Raw genomic sequence first — 18919 nt, 5'->3', positions numbered from 1 at the left:
CCACAGCATTGTCTGTGGCTTTTTTATAGGTATTTACATTATCATGTGAAAAGTATACCAATTGATCAAATAATAAAATGTCCAGTTCAAGCCAGAAATCCCAGCTTCATGCTTTGGGCTTTCTTATTCTTGCCATGTTAAGTGTCCAAAGTAGCGCATCCTTAGCTAAAGTCCTGTTTCAGAACTTTCCTGTACTGACTGTTTCTTCAATGCGTTTATGTATCGGGGCATTTATTTTGGCTTTCATTTTTCAGATCTGGAAAATTAATTTTAGTCAGGTCCGATGGAAAGCTATTTTGAGCTATGGCTTTGCTCTTGCTGGCATGAATGCCCTTTTCTATTTATCGCTTGAACGTTTACCCATTGGTATTGCGGTTGCATTTGAATTTATTGGTCCACTTAGTGTGGCCCTTTACCATGCTAAACAAAAATATGATTTTGTCTGGGTCACTTTCGCAATTATTGGTCTCATTTTATTATTTCCTTTTAACCAAGCACATAGCTTGGACTGGATCGGAGTCCTATTTGCGATGAGTGCGGGTGCTTGTTGGGCCCTATATATTATTGCAGGGCAAAAGCCTTCTGGTATCTCAGGTAACCATACCGTTTGTTTGGGCATGACTGTAGGTGCTTGTATACTTTTACCCATTACTTTTTTCTCAGGCTCGATTGGGCAAGTTATAGAACTACCATACTTTTTTTATTTTATTGGTCTCGCTGTTTTAGCCAGTGCACTTCCATTCTCTTTAGAAATGTTAGCTCTACGCAATTTAACACCTTTAAGTTTTGGAACATTGATGAGCCTAGAGCCAGCTGTTGCTGCACTTTCCGGTTTTATCTTCTTAGGTGAATACCTGTTATGGAATCAATGGTTGGCACTCGCCACCATTATTACTGCTTCTGTGGGTTGTACTATAACTACCCAAAGAGCCCGACAACAACGTGAAAAACAGTAGGTTAATTCTGCAAAACCTGCGAGTTGAAACCCAGTATTGGCTATAATTAATCACCCTTATTTTTTACATATCAAATGAAGCGTTAAGGTACTTCCATGCAAAATCTTCCAATTATTGCTGTGCTCTATATGATTTTGTCGATGGTTTCGTATCAAATCAGCGCTTCATTTGCCAAGCAACTTATTGCGGCTTTAGATCCGCTTACCGTTACTATTTTAAGATTATGTTTTGCAGCAGTGATTGTTGCCATTATGTTCCGTTCTTGGAAAATCTGGTCTCGCTTACCTTATTTAAAATGGCGTGATTTATTAATGTATTGCGCATCTTTAGGGTTAATGAATATCTTATTTTACACCTCTCTTGGAAAATTACCCCAAGGGATTGCGGTAGGTCTAGAATTTATTGGTCCATTAGGCCTAGCCCTAGTTTCTATCAAACAAAAGAGCGAATATATCTGGGTAGCTTTTGCCATGCTGGGTATTGCACTCATGGTACCTTGGCAAGATCCAACTCAACACCACTTTTCTTACGTAGGTGCAGCCTGTGCTTTAGGCGCAGGGCTTTGTTGGGCATTCTATATTTATTTTGGTCAAAAAGTTGTAACTCAAAATATAGGAATGCATGCCTTAACCATAGGGATTACCGTATCTGCCCTCGCCTTATTACCAATTGGTATTTGGTATAATGGCCCAGCATTACTTGATACACAGTACTGGGGTAAAGCCTTACTTATTGCAGTTTTAGCGACTGCTATTCCCTATGCACTCGACCTAATGGCACTCAAACAACTTAATAAATTAACTTATGGCACCCTAACAAGTTTAGCGCCAGCATTGGCAGCATTAACAGGTTTCTTACTACTTCATGAAGAAATCAGCATGCTGCAATGGGTGGCTTTAGCTTGCGTAATGCTAGCGTCAATTGGAGTTACTTTAAGAAGCAAAACAGCATCATAGGTGTAGCTTATTGCTGTTTTTTATACTTTTTATATTCCTTTAAATATTTATTGCCTAGCGTTTCTTTTTCACTGTCTTTAAGAATTTTACCGGCTTGCTGAAAAAACTTATGCTCTTCTTCTTTTAAGTGGTGATGGACTTTTTCGCTCAACTGTTTAGCGGTTGCCAACCAACTTGGGCTACTCATATCCGTTTTTTCGAGTTGCTCGACCAACTCATCCATTTCATGGTGTTCAGATAAAGCATGTCTCGTAATATCCAAACCGACATCATCAAACATTAAAGGAATATATAAATAACGGTCTTCGGCAACTGAGTGAGCATAAAGTTCGTTTTTTAATGCATCAAATAATTCTTTTCGTTCTTCGGTTAAACCATGTGTCTGGATTAATTGTTCAGAAAGGTTGCGTTGATTTTCGTGGCTTTCTCTTAATGCTTCGAAAATATTCATTCTCTTCCTCATTTTTAGTTAAAAAATCTTTTTTATTTCAAGGTTTATCGTACGGCAAAATTTATATTATTTAAGTAGCTTAAAATGAGACTATTTTTTACACAGTTTTCTTTCTAGTAAGTTTCTGTAATGTTTTTTATATTTCCAATTTTAAAAGATACATAAAAGTATGAACCACTCCTCAGGAACAGTTCATACTTTTTATCTTATTTAGCCTGTAACAAACATTTGATATCCCAAACGGCAAATCAGGATACTCACCAAAATTAAAAAGATAATACGTACAAAACCACTACCGTATTTAAGTGCGGTACGCACCCCAACAATAGAACCTAGCACGTTAGCCGCTGCCATCATTAAACCAATATGTAAAATAGCGTGCCCAGTTGGAATGAGGAAACTCAGCGCAGCTAAGTTAGTCATAAAATTACCGATTTTTGACAACGCCGAAGCATGTAAAAAATCGACTTGTAAAAAACGAATGAAGAAAAAGATAAAGAAACTACCAGTACCCGGCCCGAAAATACCGTCATAAAAGCCAATCGCCAGACTACCGATACCAGCTAAAACGAGCATTTTCGTAGTAATTTTTTGCTCGGTATGAACCTGTCCGAAGTTCTTTTTAACTAGGGTATAAATCGCAATCACAATCAACATCACGAAAACAAAAGGACGCAATACCGATTGAGGGATAAGCGACAAACAAGCCGCGCCAGCGAAAGAACTAATCAAGGCACAAATGGCAATAACGGCTAAAAGCTTCCATTGCAACTTTACTTTTTTAGCAAATGTATAAGCTGCCGATGCCGTACCAAAAATGGATGAGACTTTATTGGTACCAATCACCGTAGCAGTCGACATGTTAGGAAAAGTGCTCATGATCCCGGGAATCTGGATGAGTCCGCCGCCACCAACAGCAGCATCAATTGCTCCCGCAGTAAACGCAAAAAAGATCAAACTAAGGATAACATCCCATTCCATGCCCATGTTTTATACTCTACATCTACTACAAATTTAAGATACGTTTAGGTACCAACCGTTTTTTATCGGTAATTTCAGCTAAACCTAGACAGCGTTCATCCGAAAAAACCAACACTTCTGCTTCTGCAGAATGATCAATATTGCTTTCTAGACCGTTACAAAAATATTTTTCCCGTCCTTCGGGAACCTGAATTTTTAAGAAATGGTCAATTGGAGCATATACGGGCAGTAGCAAAGCTTCTCTTTGCTCTTCCGTTAAGCTTTCCAAATATTCAATGGTATAACTTGGGATGAGTTCAAAATGTCCAGTTTGAATACGGTGAAGCATGGTTAAATGACCACCACAACCAAGCGCCTCACCAATATCTTCACCTAACACACGAATATATGTTCCTTTAGAACAAGTTACATCTAAAGTGATACTATTTTCAGTAAATTCAATGAGTTCTAAAGCATAAATCGTAACTGGGCGTGCCTCGCGCTCAATCTCTATACCCTTTCTGGCCAGCTCATATAGTGGCTTACCTTCTTTTTTTAATGCCGAGTACATCGGTGGAACTTGTTGAATATCGCCCCTAAACTTTTCTAAAGTTTGCTCAATAAGCTCTTTGCTAAGAACCGGGATAGGACGTTCTTGTAAAATATCGCCTTCAACATCGCCTGTTGTTGTAGTTTGGCCTAATCGAACAGTAGTTTGATAACGCTTTGTCGAGTCCAGCAAGTAATGTGAGAATTTAGTGGCCTCTCCTAAACAAATAGGAAGTAAACCGGTTGCTAATGGATCTAATGCACCAGTATGACCCGCCTTTTGGGCACGGTAAAGCCAACGCACTTTTTGCAAAGCAGCGTTAGAACTTAGCCCTAATGGTTTATTTAAAAGAAATACACCACTGATATGGCGACGAGAAATTTTTTGATTTTTTGTCGTCATTTTTACTGGAACACAAAGCTAGAGAAAAGTGCCGACATGTTAGCAAATTCAGCAAGATATTTTCATAATATTTAGGTGCCTTTTCACTTATTTTATGGCACATTAATGATCGAGTAAAAAAACAACAAATGAAAACTTAAGGAAGATATCTTTATGCAAAGGATGCAGAAAAAGATATGGTGGTGTGTGATCGGATTTTTTATTTTGAGCCTCATCGCATGTGTGTATTGGCTAAGCCCAGACTCGGAAAATACTTCACCTCAGCCAAATCAGGATGAAGCTAGGTTGGTAGCTACTTCACAATCTACTTTAAATTCACCATTAAACGAAAATACTTATTTGAGTAAAAGTCAGCAAGATACTCAAGTTAACTGCCAATTAAAAATTAATAGTTCACAGCATTTAGTTGTGAATAGCCAAACCCGTGACTGCTTTGAATATTTTATTACGCAGTATGGCGAGAGCAATTTACAACAAGTTAAAACTCATTTTGAGAAATTTATACAAGATCAATATTTAGAGCCAGCCCGCTCACAGATTATTGATTTGTGGACGCGTTATTTAAAATACCGTGAGCAGCTTGCACAAATTCAACCGCCTCAATCTAAACAACAAGATCAAAATTATTTTCAAAAGATCTTCAGTTCAATTCAAGATATAAGAAAACGTTTCTTCTCTGCCTCTGAAATTGAAGGGTTATTTTCAACAGAAGATATTTATCAGAACTACACATTAGATCGCATGAAGATTTTAGAAGATTCATCTTTAAGCGAAATTGAAAAAGCTAAAAAACTTAAAGAGCGCTTTGAACAATTACCAGAAGACTGGCAAGAAAACCTACAAGAACTTTCAAAGCTTGATGATTTACACACACTGACCAAACAAATTAAAGCTCGCAATGGTTCAGCAGAGGAACTTCGGCAAATGCGTACAGCACTTGTTGGAGCCGAGGCAACTCAACGATTAGAAACTTTAGATATACAGCGTAATGCGTGGCAACAGCGAGTGACTGGCTACTTAAATCAGCGTGATGAAGTCCTGCATAGCAATATGAGTGACAACGCTAAAAAACAAGCTATCCAACAACTACGCCAACAACAATTTAGCTCATCGCAAGAACAGCTTCGTCTTAGAACTTTTGAAACAGTCCATGATCAAGGAGGTGAACTACCCTTTAACTACTAGGCTTTTCTATTTCAAAGTGAGCCAAACCTTATCCAGCAGTAGAAGCTGCTTCTCATACAAAATAAAAATAGTGAGTAAAAAATGAAAAGGAACTTAATATTTTTCTGTGCTGCAATACTCTCAGGACTGAGTGTTTCAGCAACCCATGCCACAAATGCCGAGCAAGTCAAAAGCTCATTCGTCTATTCGACTTATGCACAAACCAAATATCCATTGGTTTTTAACCATGGTATGGCGGGTTTTAACCGAGTTGGAACAGATACGCTTGGTCTGGACTACTGGTATCAGATTCTTCCTGATCTTGCGCGTAACGGAGGAAATGTCTGGGCAACAAGAGTTTCACCGTTTAACTCAACTGAAGTTCGTGGAGAACAACTTGCCCAACAAGTAGAAGAAATTATTGCCATCACCGGAAAGCCTAAAGTCAACTTGATCGGACATAGCCACGGGGGACCAACAATTCGCTATGTCGCTGGGATCATGCCTGAAAAAGTAGCTTCACTTACTACTATTGGTGCACCTCACAAAGGATCGCCAATGGCAGATGTCATCCTGAATGTTGAGGGTACTCCTCTATCCGGACTGGCAACATTAGTAAACTGGTTTTCCGCAGCAATTACTTGGGCAGGAGGTCTAGACCCAAATAGTTATCCGCATGACTCCCTAGCAGGTGCCCACAGTTTATCGACTCAAGGCTCTGCACAGTTTAATGCCCAGTTTCCAATGGGTATTCCTAACACGTCTTGTGGTGAGGGTACTTATCAGGAGAAAGGCATTTATATGTATTCATTCTCTGGTAATAAAGCGCTGACAAACCCATTAGATCCATTTGATATAGCATTGACAGGAAGTAGTCTAGTGGTTGACCCATTTGGGGATAATGATGGGCTGGTTTCTCGATGCAGTGCCAAATTTGGTAAAACTATTCGTGACGACTATAACTGGAATCATTTAGATGAAGTCAATCAGGTCATGGGAATACGTTCTATTTTTGCAGCAGACCCTGTCTCGGTTTACCGTCAACATGCTAACCGTTTAAAACTTCAAGGATTATAAGCTTTAAAACAAAAAAATGCGCCAAGAGGCGCATTTTTTACTCGCTATAAGCTTACGCTTTACGAGCTGGTAATTTTTCACGAATACGTGCAGCTTTACCAGACAAGTCACGGAGGTAGTAAAGTTTAGCACGACGAACGTCACCACGACGTTTCACTTCGATTTTAGCAACAACTGGTGAGTGAGTTTGGAATACACGCTCAACACCAACACCGCTAGAAATTTTACGTACTGTGAACGCAGAGTTCAAACCACGGTTTTTCTTAGCGATTACAACACCTTCAAATGCCTGAAGACGTTCACGGTCACCTTCTTTTACTTTAACTTGAACAACTACTGTGTCACCAGGAGCAAATTCAGGAAGGTCAGTTTTTAACTGTGAATTTTCAATAGCTTGAACTAAAGGATGTTTACCACTCATTGTGGGAATCTCCAATATGTGCGGAGTCAGAAGAGGCCTGAGTTTCCGCTGGGGATAGAGGCTAAAGCGCATATCAACCCGTTTAACTTTCCCTTTACGACAACCGTAAAGAGCCTTAAGTACACATAAATCTATAAAAAATAGACTTATGCTTTAATTCGAAGCAAAGCTTCTCATCTTTTGCTCAGAAAAACACAGGGGATGTGCTTACCCTTGTTCATCTGACAGCCATTTTTTTTGCTGCTTAGTCAACGTAACCTGTTCAATCAACTCAGGTCGACGCTCTAAAGTTCGTTGATAACGCTGCAAAAAACGCCATTTCTCAATATTGGCATGATGTCCCGACTTTAAAATTTCAGGAACCTCTAACCCTTCAAACTGGTCTGGCTTAGTGTATTGCGGACAATCCAAAAGACCATCTACAAAAGAATCCTGTATCGCTGATTGCTCATCTGACATTACATTCGGCAAACGGCGAATAATACTATCAAGCAACACCATGGCAGGTAGTTCACCACCAGATAAGACATAATCTCCAATTGACCATTCCTGATCAACATAATGCTGGATCAAACGCTCATCGACGCCTTCATAACGCCCACACAATACAATTAAGCCATCATAATCGACGAACTGCTGTACTGCCTGTTCATTTAAAGTTTTGCCTTGTGGAGACATATACACCACAGGTACATGAACACATCCTGCTTGCGAAGCAAGTTGTTTGGCATGGTTAATTGCTTTTGCCAAAGGCTCCGCCATCATCACCATACCAGGGCCACCACCAAATGGACGTTCATCCACTCTTCGGTAATTCCCTTCAGCAAAATCACGTGGATTAATACAAGTGACTTGTACTATGTCACGTTTTGCTGCACGCCCGCTAATCCCGTAGGCTGTAATCGCTTCAAACATTTCAGGAAAAAGCGTAATGACTGCAAAAAACACCGCAGACTCCTCTATTTTCCTGCTGCGTTAATCCTATAAAAAGGATTAATAATCTACGCCCCAATTGACGTAAATGCGACCAGCTTCAAGATCAACGCGTTGCACCACATCTTTATGCCACGGGATCATGCGTTCTTCTGAATCAATGCTGTCTGGTGTAGCGCGTACAACCATCACATCATTAGCTCCAGTTTCAAACAACTCATGAATTTGCCCCAAGTTTACTTCCTGTTCGTCTTCATCAAGACCTAACACTGTTAAGCCTTTCAAATCTGACCAGTAGTACTCATCTACATCTGCTTTCGGCAGTTGAGATTTAGCAATCCAGATATTAGCGCCAACCAAGCTTTCTGCTCCTGTGCGATCACTCACACCTTTTAGAGCAACAACCAGGCCTTTGCCATGTGGTTTCCAACGTTTTACATCAACGATTTGCCAACCGGCCTTGGTCTCGATGTACCAAGGCAAGTAGTCAAACATATTGCTCATGGGTTCTGTATTGGAATACACCCAGAGCCACCCATTTAATCCATAAGCTGAACGTAACTGTCCAATCTGAATACGATCTTCGGGAACATTCTGTGTTGGTGTCATGGGCTACCTACTACAATAATTATGCAGTAGCTTTTTTAGCTTGAGCAGCCAAAGAAGCAACACGTTCAGAAGGTTGAGCACCTTGAGAAACCCAGTGAGCAAAACGGTCTGCATCTAAACGAAGTTTTTCTGCTTGACCTTGTGCAGTTGGGTTAAAGAAACCGATACGCTCGATGAAACGACCATCACGTGCATTGCGGCTATCAGTCACAACGATTTGATAGAATGGACGTTTTTTTGCGCCGCCACGTGCTAAACGAATAACAACCATGATAAAAGCCTTATAATTCTTACGGATTATCCCTGCGCCGACCATCGGCAACACTTCAAACCCCTTTCATAGAGGGCGACATTCTACGTGATTTTCACCCTGAAAGAAAGATTAAATTTTGAGTTATCCGCAGTTTTGAATTTAAATTACTCTGTCCAACTTGATGAAGCCGATAGTGCACAATCTGTAGCACCTTTTGCCCAAAATTTTTGCCCTTGATCATTTAAGCAAATAATTCCATCACCAGCTTGTGAAGTATTAGCGATTGGTGTTGCCGTAAGCACCCATGTCGAATCGTTTAAAGTAGTAAAAGCTAAAGTATATAAAGCTTTGCCCTGAAGAGGACTCACATTAGAGCCATAAATTGATTGTATAGTTGCATTTGAGGGATAACGGTTATTCACCATTTTTTGAGACTCTAAAGTCTGCGCAATATTCATCATTTCGGATTGAACAGCAGTACGATGTCCTTTATGCAAATATTGTAAATATGAAGGGGTGGCTATAGCCGCTAAAATTGCAACTATTGCTACCACGACCATAATTTCAATTAAAGAAAAACCATTCTTCACTGCCAAACCTCACTGTTCGCTTCACATGTATTACAAGTAGTCGTACCACCACAATCATTATCAACAGCTGTAACTGTTAAACTTTGACAACGTATACCTGAATTTTTAGCAATAAAATTAAAATTTCTCGAATCTGTTGTGGTTGCTCTAATTACCCATGTTTGACCATTAGCAGCAGAATTTGTTAATAAATTACCTCTGGTCGTATCATCAGTAATCTGAATCGTATATCCCCCGCGAGGTAGGGTTATAGAGGTTGTGGTAAAACCCCTATAAGTAAAATTTCTTGATTTATGCTGTTCTAATTGTTCAGCTAATTTCAAAATTTCACTTTTAGCCGCAGATGCAGTAGCTCTACGGCTATAACTTTGATATGAAGGGATAACAATTGAAGCAAAAATAGCAACGATAACAATCACGACCATAAGCTCAATCAAGGTAACCCCCTGATTGAACCGTAGAATAGAGTATTTATTCATAAGCTGTTCCTTCTAGCGATAGCGCTCATACCAGCGCACAGGAAGTAAATGACTTGTACATTGCCACTCACCTGTTCCGTTCTCGTTTCCAGACAGCTGTAATTTCCCACAACTATTAGTCACAGGAGGTTCATCTCTTTTTGGAACAAATGTGATATTACGAATACCTGCACCAATGACATTTGTATTACATTCAGAGACTCCAGCTGGACAGTTACTACCAGTTTTTGTTTGAAACCCGCTCGGGTTTTCTTTATTTGAATTAATGGTTCCATCCGGATTAAGACAAGCACCAAATGGTAAACAATAAGTTTGTCGGTCTGTTTCTCCCACAACACGAGGTAGACAAGGATCTGCCGCAACAATTCCCGTTCCTTGAGGGTCATAAACTGGAATAATTAAATTACCCGTAATTGCCATTGGTTCCTCAAAAGCTTTTAGTCCTCCTTTAATACGAAAACTATTATTAGCTTTTTCTGTACCATCGCTCGTACTAGAAAGCGAGCGATACCAACCACCTTTACCTACTCCTGTAGTTGGGAAGAAAATTTGAGCTACTCTTGTTTCACCTGTTCTTAGAATTTGTGGATTTTTTCTTAAGCCTGTCCGTGTAATATCTTTTGTTTCAAGCTGATTATCAGTTAAAGACATTAAGTTCTTTTTAACAAAGTCTCTATCAATAATTCCATATACATTATTTACAGGACGTCCACTTAATGCACTTGCAGGCGTCATACCTTCACGACCTGTGAGTGGGTAAACATCTAACGGTGTACTACGGTCTCCTGATGCGATTCCTACTGTAATAAAAGTGTGAATTCCATAATCGTGGATCGTTACTGTTGGAGGCTCATAAAAACGAGGAGCATTCCCACCTGTATAATCATTTGTGCCATCATAAGTTGAATCATTTGTTGCTAAATTCGCTAAACGCACAACTCTGACACCAAAACTGCTATAGGTCGAATTGGTTTTTGTCTGATTATTATTAAGGTCCACGCGAAAAATTTGTCCGCCTAAATCTCCAAAATATAGATGGTCGACTAAGCCATCAGCATCACGGTCTAAAGTACTAATACGGCTAACAATACTATGCTTCATATTGGCGTTATCAGTATTAGAACCTGTATCACTTGTCCACCACAAACGCTGACCAGTTTTTGCATCAATAATATAGACAGCATTTCCTTTTGCTTTTCCATTGGTAAAGCAAGCGTCAGTCAACGTAATATTTGGTTTTTCATAACACTGATCATAACCACCGCCAACAATCAGGACACGTCTAATAGAACCGTTATAACGGATGTTCGCGAGTAGGGTTTAGACCAGCTTTGACCCATACGGCTATAGTCAGTCTGGTCTGCCCCTATTCTAAAAAGCAGTTTCGGTGAAGTAGGGCTTAATACATCTAGTCCGTAGTAGCTACTTCCTCCCATACGCATGCCGCCATAAATATTCATTTGCTTTGCAGTTACTTTTGATACTGCCGAGCTACCACTTCCCACTGTAGTAATATTATAGGCTGGATCAGATACCCAAGCTCCGTCCATACCATGAGCGGGAGCTGAAGCATCACTTTGACCAACAACTAAAGCTTTGGAAGCAACTGAATCATTTAAAATATCTGCAGGAACAAAGACCATTTGCTCAATACCAGATGAAGCATCCACAATATGTAACCCGCCTTCCATGGTTCCATAGAGAATGGATTGTTCTCGGGCAGATGTTAAATTCCCATTATCATCTAGTGTTCCATTGTAGGTTAGTTGAACCGGTAAAGAGTGAATACTTCCCCCCATCGATAAATAAGGTTCATTCGATGTAACCAAAGATGAAGGCAGAGTTGTTGCATTAATATCTGTTGAATAACCTAAATAATTTAATATTTTTAATTTCAAGCTTATAGGAAAAGCTTTTAAAATATTTTGTCCAGTTGATGGATCAAATTTACCTAAAACATAACTTGCTGTATTAGCCACCGTATCAAAAGGATTAGTTCCTTCTGGTGGAGCGGCTGGAATTTTTAACAAATTAGTTCCAGAAGTTGAAATTTTCGTTAAGCTACCATCTGCTGCAACAGCGGAAACATCAGTAAATAAGTTGCGGATTTTACTTTGTACTGCGTAATAATATTTTGTGATATTTCCTTCTGCATCACGTGTTTCAGGTTGTCCAGCAATGGGTAAAGGCACATTCGCATATGAACCACCTAAAAAGACTTTGCCTCCGTCAGTATAAGTAGAGCTATTCCAATAATCCTTTGTTCCAGTCCTAAAAGCCCCACTTGCATTGTAGACTAATCCGCCAGAATTGGCCTCAAAAGCACCTGCATTCGCTCCAGATAAAACCACATGATATTTCTTTAAATTTCCACGCCATGTTAAGTACGTGTTAGCTGGATTTGGCTCAAAAGCTCGTAAATAACCATATTCCTGTAAATTTTTGGGATTCAATGCATCATATGGAACTGAGATAGCACCTGTGGTTAAGGGTTCTAAAGGAACTTTATCTAAATTATTAATAAATGCGATAACGCTGTCTGTTACACCTTGTGAACTCTGAGTAGGGAAAAAACCACCATTTCCATAACCTGGTGCAGCTACCGCATTTGTAGATTGATTCGGTGAACACGCATCATCTCCTTTTCGGTCAGACTGGGTTCTCGAACTTAAACGGCAGGCATTTTTTACATCAGAAGAACTCAAACTAGAAAAGTCACTACCAAAACCGACAAATGCTGTTTGAATAGAAACTCCGGCAGGATTCTTTGTTTTATCAAATAATCTTTTTGCAAACTCCCCCATACAAGCCCAACCAGAGTCTGCCGTAGTGTTAGATAAACCTCCAGAACAATTAAAATCAGCTCCAAAAGTACTACCTAAAGCAGTCGACATAACACTTGCCGAACGTGTATTTGTTGTATTGTTCGGTTCGCCATCCGATAAGAAGTAAATACCTTGTCCATCACAACTCTGACGATTCGCTACTGCAGGTAAAGGTGACTGATACACTGCATTGGAGTTAGTAGCATTTCGGTCTACAACAATATTCGGATTGCTAGCTGTATCGTTTGATTTAGATTTTGGAATACCGCTATCTGCATTTGCTACAGCATAATTAAAAGTGGTGTAGTAATAAGTATAGTAATAAGTCCAGTCAGATGAAGTATCATAAGCAGTAGCATTATCCACACCTGGATTATTTGTTGACCAGCTACTCCAATAACTATTTGAACGACAAGGTTGCCATAGGTTGGCTGTATCAATTTGCGAATCACGGTAATTAGTACAATATGAATATTCAGTTCTATTATCAGATCTTCTTACACGTTTGATATAACTATCTTTACGAATAGCATAATTCGTCTCTGAATATGTGGTTGTCCCCATTAAGTAAGCAGCTGCTTCAGCATAAGCGTGGGCTGAAGGTGTTGAGCCTCCCGCAGTTAAATTAGCAACAGCTTGTTTTAATTTATAACGTTGTGAGCCTACCGTATTTAAAGTACTTGCATCACCTAAAGGAGCAGCAGCCACTAAAATTTGTCCACTTCGGCTGTCACCATTTGCCGAGAAATTTCCTAAACCTACTCGCGTATCATTTAAGACAGGGTTATTGCTAGCCAAAAAAGCATTCATACCATTTTTAAGCATGGCTAAGCGGTTTTCACCATAACTATTGTTGGTCATACTTCCTGATGTATCCAACATCATCACAATTGTTTTTTTACCTGCTGTAGGTGAGGCATAAATTTGTAAATCACTTGCTTGCACCACAGAGCTTGTCATCAGCCATGTGAATATCATTGAGCTTGAATAGACGGCATACCATAAATTATTTGGCTTAAAATTCTTCAATTTTAGTTTCATGATATTCCCCATTATGAACCTGGTGCCGTGATTTCAGTCAGCTTATTGGTATAGTTAAATTCTTGAACTTGAGTACTAAAAGGTACGTTATGGTTTGCCAAACAATCAGCTAGGGTTTGCTTATCCGTTAATGCACTATCAAAGTTGTCACTAATTTTTGCGGAACTCGTACTTAAGCAATCAGATTGCAAAGTTTCTAAAGAGGTTGATGCATAAGCAGGTAAAAACGCTGTTGTAATAACCCGAATACGTTGCGTAGATAGCATACTTTTAGGAAGTTGGGTTCCTTCGGAAAGATTTATGTCCCGAGGTAGATTTGAACCCGGAATATCAGGCATGGCATCGGTTGGGATACTGACAGCAACTTGAGTAACTACCGCTTGACGATTACTCCCATAGTCACTTGTTAAATCGCAGAAACCTGCTACTCCACCGTCTTCAACCACAGCATTATTGGCGCTGCCAGCTCGAAGCAAACTTGCTCCCCGAGTTTGAGCAAAACTTACAGATGTAGAAGTTGGTTTATAGCAAAAGTTATATTCCGCACCAGGGTTACTTTCATGTGCTTTCAGTGCTGCTCCAATCACATTGGTAATATTTGTCAATGTGGTTGGGTTCATCTGTACAATAAGCTCTAACGGAGTATCTGAAGATTGAAAGTTTAATTGGCCAACTTGGCTATTAGTTGCAACTTTTAGAGAAACAATCGCTACTCTTATTGCCAAAACCCCGACAGAAATAACAATCAATAAAATAATAAGTACAACAATAAGTGTAGCACCCGTTTCCTTAGATCGACCTTTAATATTTTTATAATTTAAATGGGTCATATTGTTTCCCCCATTGCATTGCGTAAAGCAATTGTCACGCTATATACGCGTCGCAAAAAGCGATTTCTGTTATCAGCAGCATGCACATTCTGATCTAGCATAAGAAAAGACTGATTAGGGTCTATTGCCTTATTTTGAGCATTATTTGTAGAACGGGCTAATACCGATATTTGTATTGACAGAATTCTTGGAGCAGCCACAGCTGGACTCGCATCTCGAGCAGCTTGTGCAGCCACCCGATACTGAGGAATTGTGTAATAAGCAAAATTACCAGCTGCGTTTTTCGTACCTAATAAGACATGAAAATGGTCAATACGAGGCAGTATAATTTGGCCTGCATCTCCTAATCCATTAACGATATCAGGTTGAGCTGTAGCACTAACCGCAGGGGTATTCGCATCACATGCAAGTGCATAATCCTGTTGAGAGCTACCATTATTATCAACACGTAAAAAATACCGTTGAACTATTAGGTCCCCCGCTAACACATTCACACCTTCACAATTAGTCATATTGGTCGGGGCAATGAATTGAATAGTCAGTTGATCGCTTTGTACTTCAGCATTTGAACTATTCTGTATATTTGAAAGACCTTTCCAGTGGTTATTCACTGTACTTACCGTATCACCTGCACCACGGCTTAATAACGCTTCCGGAATATAAGTATTTGTATCAACTTTTGGAATAAAATTAATATTGTTGGCATTTGTTGCTGTTGAACCTGTTAATACAATACCTCCCCAAGGCGTTGTATCTGTTAATTGTGGATTTACAACATTTCCATAATTTAGAAGCCGTATATCACGTGCCATATATTCCAAACCAAAAATACCGCTGTCCTGGATTTCAGCATTGGCCTTTTGCAATCGGCTCGATAAAAGCCCTCCAATAAATAGCTGTGTTGCAGCAGCCACTAATATTAGGCCTAAAGCTAAGGCGACTATAAGTTCAATCAAGGTAAAACCTTGTTCTTTATTAGAAATAAATGATTGAGCCATTTAATATGCCTCCATCATTAAGCAAGTTGAATTATTCACGTAAACACCGTTATTACTCATACAACTTGAAACATCCACACTAGTATTTGTTCCATTTGTAGTAATCACTGGCGCAGTTTTACCCCAAAAGACAAATAGGCACTGGCGTTGTTGCACCATTGTATTTGTAACGCCAGGGCAATTTGACATCGTAATTCTCATACCCAGTTGATTAGCATTTCTAGCTGCTTGATAGGCATCAAATTGAGCGAGTTGGGAGGCAGTACATAGAGAGTTAAAACATGACGTGGGTGCAGGAGTATCAGATGTATAGTTGCTATAACTACGCACAAATGTAGGATACTGGCTAGCTTGAGTACTATTTGTACGGATATTTTCTGCTAATCCCCTCATCACTAGAATGGCTTGAGATTTACTTAATGCTTCTGAAGATGCATCCATAGCTCTTAGCTGCAAGGCAACATAACCTAAAACTCCAATAGCAAGTAAAATTAAGGCAACCAAAACTTCGAGTAAGCCCACCCCAGCTTGGGCTTTTTGCTTATAGTGATGCATTAACAAGTCTCCTCGGCCTTAAAAACTAAAGTGCCAAGCTTGGTCAAAATAATGACTTTCTTTTTATTTATTCTAGAATTACAAATAGATAAAAGCGTATCTTGAGTTATATTTGCCACTACTCCATTTGCGTTAAAAGCTAAAGTGGTAGTCGTTAAAGAACTTTGCGTACCATCAGCGGCTATATTTTTTAGCTCAAGAGTATTATTAGAAGCTGTCTGCCAATTTAATGAAGTGGGTGTATTTGAAGCTGTTGAGTTCAAGTTAACAGAAACATTCTGACGTCCTAAAATTGCCTGACTTTTCGCTTCTGATAAAGTGTTGATTAAGTCTCTTTGATTACCATCTAAACGTTTACTTTCTAATAAATTTGACATTGATGGCGCAGCCATCAGTGCAATAATAGCCATGACTGCAATCGTCACCATTAGCTCGACCAAGGTGAACCCTTCTTGTGGAATAATTCCCCTCATCCCCAGAACCCCAAATAAAACTAAAATTTTTTATTTCTTATTTAAATTTTACTTTTACAAATTACAAAACAAATACAAAACAGACAAAGGGTATAAAAAAACAGATAACTGTCATGTTAACAATTATCTGTTTAACTATTTAAAATCAGTATGTTAAATAAGTCACATTTTATGCCTGGGTCACATGAATACGTAATTCTTTAGGAAGACTAAAAGTAATATTTTCCTCACGTCCTTCTAATTCTTTAGGCGCCTGAGCTCCCCAATCTTGTAAACGTTGAATCACTTGCTTAATTAAAATTTCTGGAGCTGAAGCTCCCGCTGTAACACCAATTTTACAAGTATCATTGAACCATGATTGTTCAAGTTGATCTGCATTATCTACTAGATAAGCAGCTTTCCCCATACGCTCAGCAAGCTCACGTAAACGATTCGAATTTGACGAGTTAGGTGAGCCAACAACCAGCACAACATCACATTTTTCAGCTAAGTCACGTACTGCATCTTGTCTATTTTGAGTTGCATAACAGATGTCATCTTTACGCGGACCTTGAATATTCGGGAATTTCGCACGCAAAGCATCAATCACTTTTGCTGTATCATCAATAGATAAGGTCGTTTGCGTAACAAATGCTAATTTTTCCGGATGTCTAACCTCGAGTGCTGCCACATCAGCCTCATCTTCAACCAGATAAATATCGCCACCTTTTAATTTGTCATATTGTCCCATTGTACCTTCAACTTCTGGGTGCCCTTCATGACCAATTAAAATAGCTTCTGTCCCTTCGCGAGCATATTTAGTTACTTCAATATGTACTTTAGTCACCAATGGACAAGTCGCATCAAAAACTTTTAAGCCTCGACGCTCTGCTTCTTGCTGAACTGCCTTTGAAACACCGTGCGCACTGAAAATTACAATAGAATCATCTGGCACTTGGTCCAGCTCATCAACGAAAACAGCCCCTCTTTGGCGTAAGTCATCTACCACAAATTTATTGTGTACAACTTCATGACGTACATAAATAGGAGGATTAAAACATTCCAAAGCCCGATTGACGATTGCTATGGCTCGATCAACACCGGCACAAAAACCACGCGGATTAGCTAACACAATTTCCATAACAGCCTCAAAATTAATAAAACAGGGGAACTTCTCGTAAATATTTGCAGTTAAAACTATTCAGTTTAAACGCACGGTACACTACAATAGCGAAGATATTTTATCATATCAGGAAAAATATCATGTCGGGTCTATTGTTTGTCGTTTCTGCTGCATCAGGAACGGGCAAAACATCTTTGGTGAAAGCCCTACTTGACCGTGTGAGCAATTTACATGTTTCAGTTTCGCATACTACCCGAGGTCAACGACCAGGTGAGTTAGATGGTGTTCACTATCACTTCACAACAAAAGATGAATTTTTAGACCAAGTGAACCAAGGTGGATTTATCGAATATGCTGAAGTATTTGGTAATTACTACGGCACTTCACAAGCAACCGTAAAACAACAGTTAGCTCAAGGACATGATGTCTTGCTTGAAATTGACTGGCAAGGTGCAGAGCAAGTACGCAAGCTGTTTCCTGAATCTAAACAGATCTTTATTTTACCACCTACTCAATTCGATTTACGTCAACGTTTATCTAACCGTGGTACAGACTCTGTTGAAGTTATTGAACACCGCTTAAGCTGTGCTGTTGAAGACATGCAGCATTACGTAAATTTCGACTATATCATCATTAATGATGACTTTAATAAAGCCCTACATGAGCTTGAAGCCGTCATTACAGCAAATCGTTTAGTCTTATCTCAACAGGCAAAAAGACATCAAAATCTAATTCAAGACTTGATTACTCCACAACCAAAACAGGAATAACTTGAGTCTGGAACGAAAGCCTTTTATACTATTTAGTCTGTTCAAATTTACCATTCCAAAACGAGAACTTTTATGGCACGCGTCACCGTTGAAGATTGTTTAGATCATGTAGACAACCGTTTTGAGCTTGTGCTCGTTGCAAGTAAACGTGCTCGTCAATTGGCACGTCAAGGCATGGAGCCAACTGTAGAATGGGATAACGACAAACCAACAGTTGTTGCTTTACGTGAAATCGCTGTAGGTCACGTAACGAAAGAAATTCTTAAACAACGTGAGCAAGATTACCAAACTTCTAGTCTTGATCTTGCCCTTTCTACAAACAGCTTAAATTTAGAAGGTTTTTCTTTCTAATTATTCCTGTTTCTATAAAAAACCATCGTTTTTTTGCGATGGTTTTTTATTTGGCTTATGCATATTTAAAACATATTGGTAAAAGCAATTATTTTCATTGAAAAAAAAATACACTTTTTCAAGCGAAAAAATTGACAAGTTCCGCAATATGCTTTTCATTAAGAAGTAGATAG

Annotated in this window: 20 protein-coding genes and 2 pseudogenes; 7 read left to right on the top strand and 15 right to left on the bottom strand. The window is 39.2% G+C overall.

Annotated features, from left to right (window positions below):
• The first annotated feature begins 77 nt into the window (after positions 1–77).
• Both G9371_RS08030 and G9371_RS08025 read left to right on the top strand, forming a co-directional pair.
• Entirely contained in the window at positions 78–956 is an 879-nt protein-coding gene (locus G9371_RS08030; RefSeq protein WP_029424125.1) for an EamA family transporter, read from the top strand.
• Between the two features lie 95 nt (positions 957–1051).
• Positions 1052–1912 carry an EamA family transporter gene (locus G9371_RS08025; protein WP_029424124.1) on the top strand — a complete coding sequence of 287 codons (861 nt, stop codon included), beginning with the start codon at positions 1052–1054 and terminating at the stop codon, positions 1910–1912.
• A gap of 7 nt (positions 1913–1919) precedes the next feature.
• Here G9371_RS08025 and G9371_RS08020 read toward each other — a convergent pair whose 3' ends face one another.
• From G9371_RS08020 to truB, 3 genes are all read right to left on the bottom strand, one after another.
• A complete protein-coding gene (locus G9371_RS08020; RefSeq protein WP_001019905.1) occupies positions 1920–2363 on the bottom strand; it encodes a hemerythrin domain-containing protein in 444 nt (147 codons plus the stop codon).
• Positions 2364–2573: 210 nt separating this feature from the next.
• On the bottom strand, positions 2574–3350 hold the full coding sequence (locus G9371_RS08015) for a sulfite exporter TauE/SafE family protein (RefSeq protein ID WP_000525222.1): 777 nt from the start codon (positions 3348–3350) through the stop codon (positions 2574–2576).
• A 19-nt stretch (positions 3351–3369) separates the two neighbouring features.
• The gene (gene truB / locus G9371_RS08010) at positions 3370–4275 is read right to left on the bottom strand and encodes a tRNA pseudouridine(55) synthase TruB (RefSeq protein WP_000208694.1); all 906 of its coding nucleotides are present in this window, start codon (positions 4273–4275) and stop codon (positions 3370–3372) included.
• Between the two features lie 153 nt (positions 4276–4428).
• Here truB and G9371_RS08005 point away from each other — a divergent pair, with 153 nt between their 5' ends.
• Positions 4429–5460 carry a lipase secretion chaperone gene (locus tag G9371_RS08005; RefSeq protein WP_029424123.1) on the top strand — a complete coding sequence of 344 codons (1032 nt, stop codon included), beginning with the start codon at positions 4429–4431 and terminating at the stop codon, positions 5458–5460.
• A gap of 114 nt (positions 5461–5574) precedes the next feature.
• A complete protein-coding gene (locus tag G9371_RS08000) occupies positions 5575–6516 on the top strand; it encodes a lipase family alpha/beta hydrolase (protein WP_086221420.1) in 942 nt (313 codons plus the stop codon).
• 52 nt (positions 6517–6568) lie between these two features.
• On the opposite strand, the gene rplS is transcribed toward G9371_RS08000, so the two are convergent.
• The 12 genes and pseudogenes from rplS to ispH all read right to left on the bottom strand — a co-directional run bounded on the left by rplS (position 6569) and on the right by ispH (position 17643).
• Complete coding sequence (rplS, locus tag G9371_RS07995) at positions 6569–6937, bottom strand: 50S ribosomal protein L19 (protein ID WP_000014562.1); 369 nt, start codon at positions 6935–6937, stop codon at positions 6569–6571.
• 207 nt (positions 6938–7144) lie between these two features.
• A complete protein-coding gene (trmD, locus tag G9371_RS07990) occupies positions 7145–7885 on the bottom strand; it encodes a tRNA (guanosine(37)-N1)-methyltransferase TrmD (RefSeq protein ID WP_000464599.1) in 741 nt (246 codons plus the stop codon).
• Between the two features lie 45 nt (positions 7886–7930).
• A complete protein-coding gene (gene rimM / locus G9371_RS07985) occupies positions 7931–8479 on the bottom strand; it encodes a ribosome maturation factor RimM (protein ID WP_005130741.1) in 549 nt (182 codons plus the stop codon).
• 19 nt (positions 8480–8498) lie between these two features.
• Positions 8499–8750: a 30S ribosomal protein S16 gene (gene rpsP / locus G9371_RS07980; protein ID WP_000260334.1), complete on the bottom strand. Its 252-nt coding sequence runs from the start codon at positions 8748–8750 to the stop codon at positions 8499–8501.
• 146 nt (positions 8751–8896) lie between these two features.
• Positions 8897–9322: a type IV pilin protein gene (locus G9371_RS07975; RefSeq protein WP_005130737.1), complete on the bottom strand. Its 426-nt coding sequence runs from the start codon at positions 9320–9322 to the stop codon at positions 8897–8899.
• On the bottom strand, positions 9319–9801 hold the full coding sequence (locus G9371_RS07970; protein ID WP_029424121.1) for a type IV pilin protein: 483 nt from the start codon (positions 9799–9801) through the stop codon (positions 9319–9321). Before G9371_RS07970 ends, G9371_RS07975 begins: the two co-directional genes overlap by 4 nt.
• A 12-nt stretch (positions 9802–9813) precedes the next feature.
• A pseudogene (locus G9371_RS07965) lies at positions 9814–13667 on the bottom strand (PilC/PilY family type IV pilus protein).
• Positions 13668–13678: 11 nt separating this feature from the next.
• Positions 13679–14497: a PilX N-terminal domain-containing pilus assembly protein gene (locus G9371_RS07960; RefSeq protein WP_000149377.1), complete on the bottom strand. Its 819-nt coding sequence runs from the start codon at positions 14495–14497 to the stop codon at positions 13679–13681.
• Positions 14494–15495 carry a PilW family protein gene (locus G9371_RS07955; protein ID WP_002132301.1) on the bottom strand — a complete coding sequence of 334 codons (1002 nt, stop codon included), beginning with the start codon at positions 15493–15495 and terminating at the stop codon, positions 14494–14496. The genes G9371_RS07960 and G9371_RS07955 overlap by 4 nt, the downstream gene beginning before the upstream one ends.
• Positions 15496–16056 carry a type IV pilus modification protein PilV gene (gene pilV, locus G9371_RS07950; RefSeq protein ID WP_002194578.1) on the bottom strand — a complete coding sequence of 187 codons (561 nt, stop codon included), beginning with the start codon at positions 16054–16056 and terminating at the stop codon, positions 15496–15498.
• Positions 16050–16523 (bottom strand): Tfp pilus assembly protein FimT/FimU, encoded by a 474-nt coding sequence (locus G9371_RS07945; protein WP_001214067.1) that lies wholly within the window; start codon positions 16521–16523, stop codon positions 16050–16052. The genes pilV and G9371_RS07945 overlap by 7 nt, the downstream gene beginning before the upstream one ends.
• 169 nt (positions 16524–16692) lie before the next feature.
• Positions 16693–17643: a 4-hydroxy-3-methylbut-2-enyl diphosphate reductase gene (gene ispH, locus G9371_RS07940; protein ID WP_000407064.1), complete on the bottom strand. Its 951-nt coding sequence runs from the start codon at positions 17641–17643 to the stop codon at positions 16693–16695.
• 122 nt (positions 17644–17765) lie between these two features.
• Here ispH and gmk point away from each other — a divergent pair, with 122 nt between their 5' ends.
• From gmk to G9371_RS07925, 3 genes and pseudogenes are all read left to right on the top strand, one after another.
• Positions 17766–18395: a guanylate kinase gene (gmk, locus tag G9371_RS07935; RefSeq protein ID WP_000015937.1), complete on the top strand. Its 630-nt coding sequence runs from the start codon at positions 17766–17768 to the stop codon at positions 18393–18395.
• Positions 18396–18467: 72 nt separating this feature from the next.
• Positions 18468–18746, top strand: a complete 279-nt coding sequence (gene rpoZ, locus G9371_RS07930; RefSeq protein WP_000135049.1) for a DNA-directed RNA polymerase subunit omega — start codon at positions 18468–18470, stop codon at positions 18744–18746.
• Between the two features lie 38 nt (positions 18747–18784).
• A pseudogene (locus G9371_RS07925) lies at positions 18785–18915 on the top strand (hypothetical protein).
• Positions 18916–18919: the final 4 nt, after the last annotated feature.

The organism is Acinetobacter sp. EKM10A, assembly GCF_011075215.1.
Taxonomy (GTDB): domain Bacteria; phylum Pseudomonadota; class Gammaproteobacteria; order Pseudomonadales; family Moraxellaceae; genus Acinetobacter; species Acinetobacter baumannii.
The sequence above is the reverse complement of the archived record's forward strand: the minus strand, read 5'-3'. Positions and strand labels throughout refer to the sequence as shown.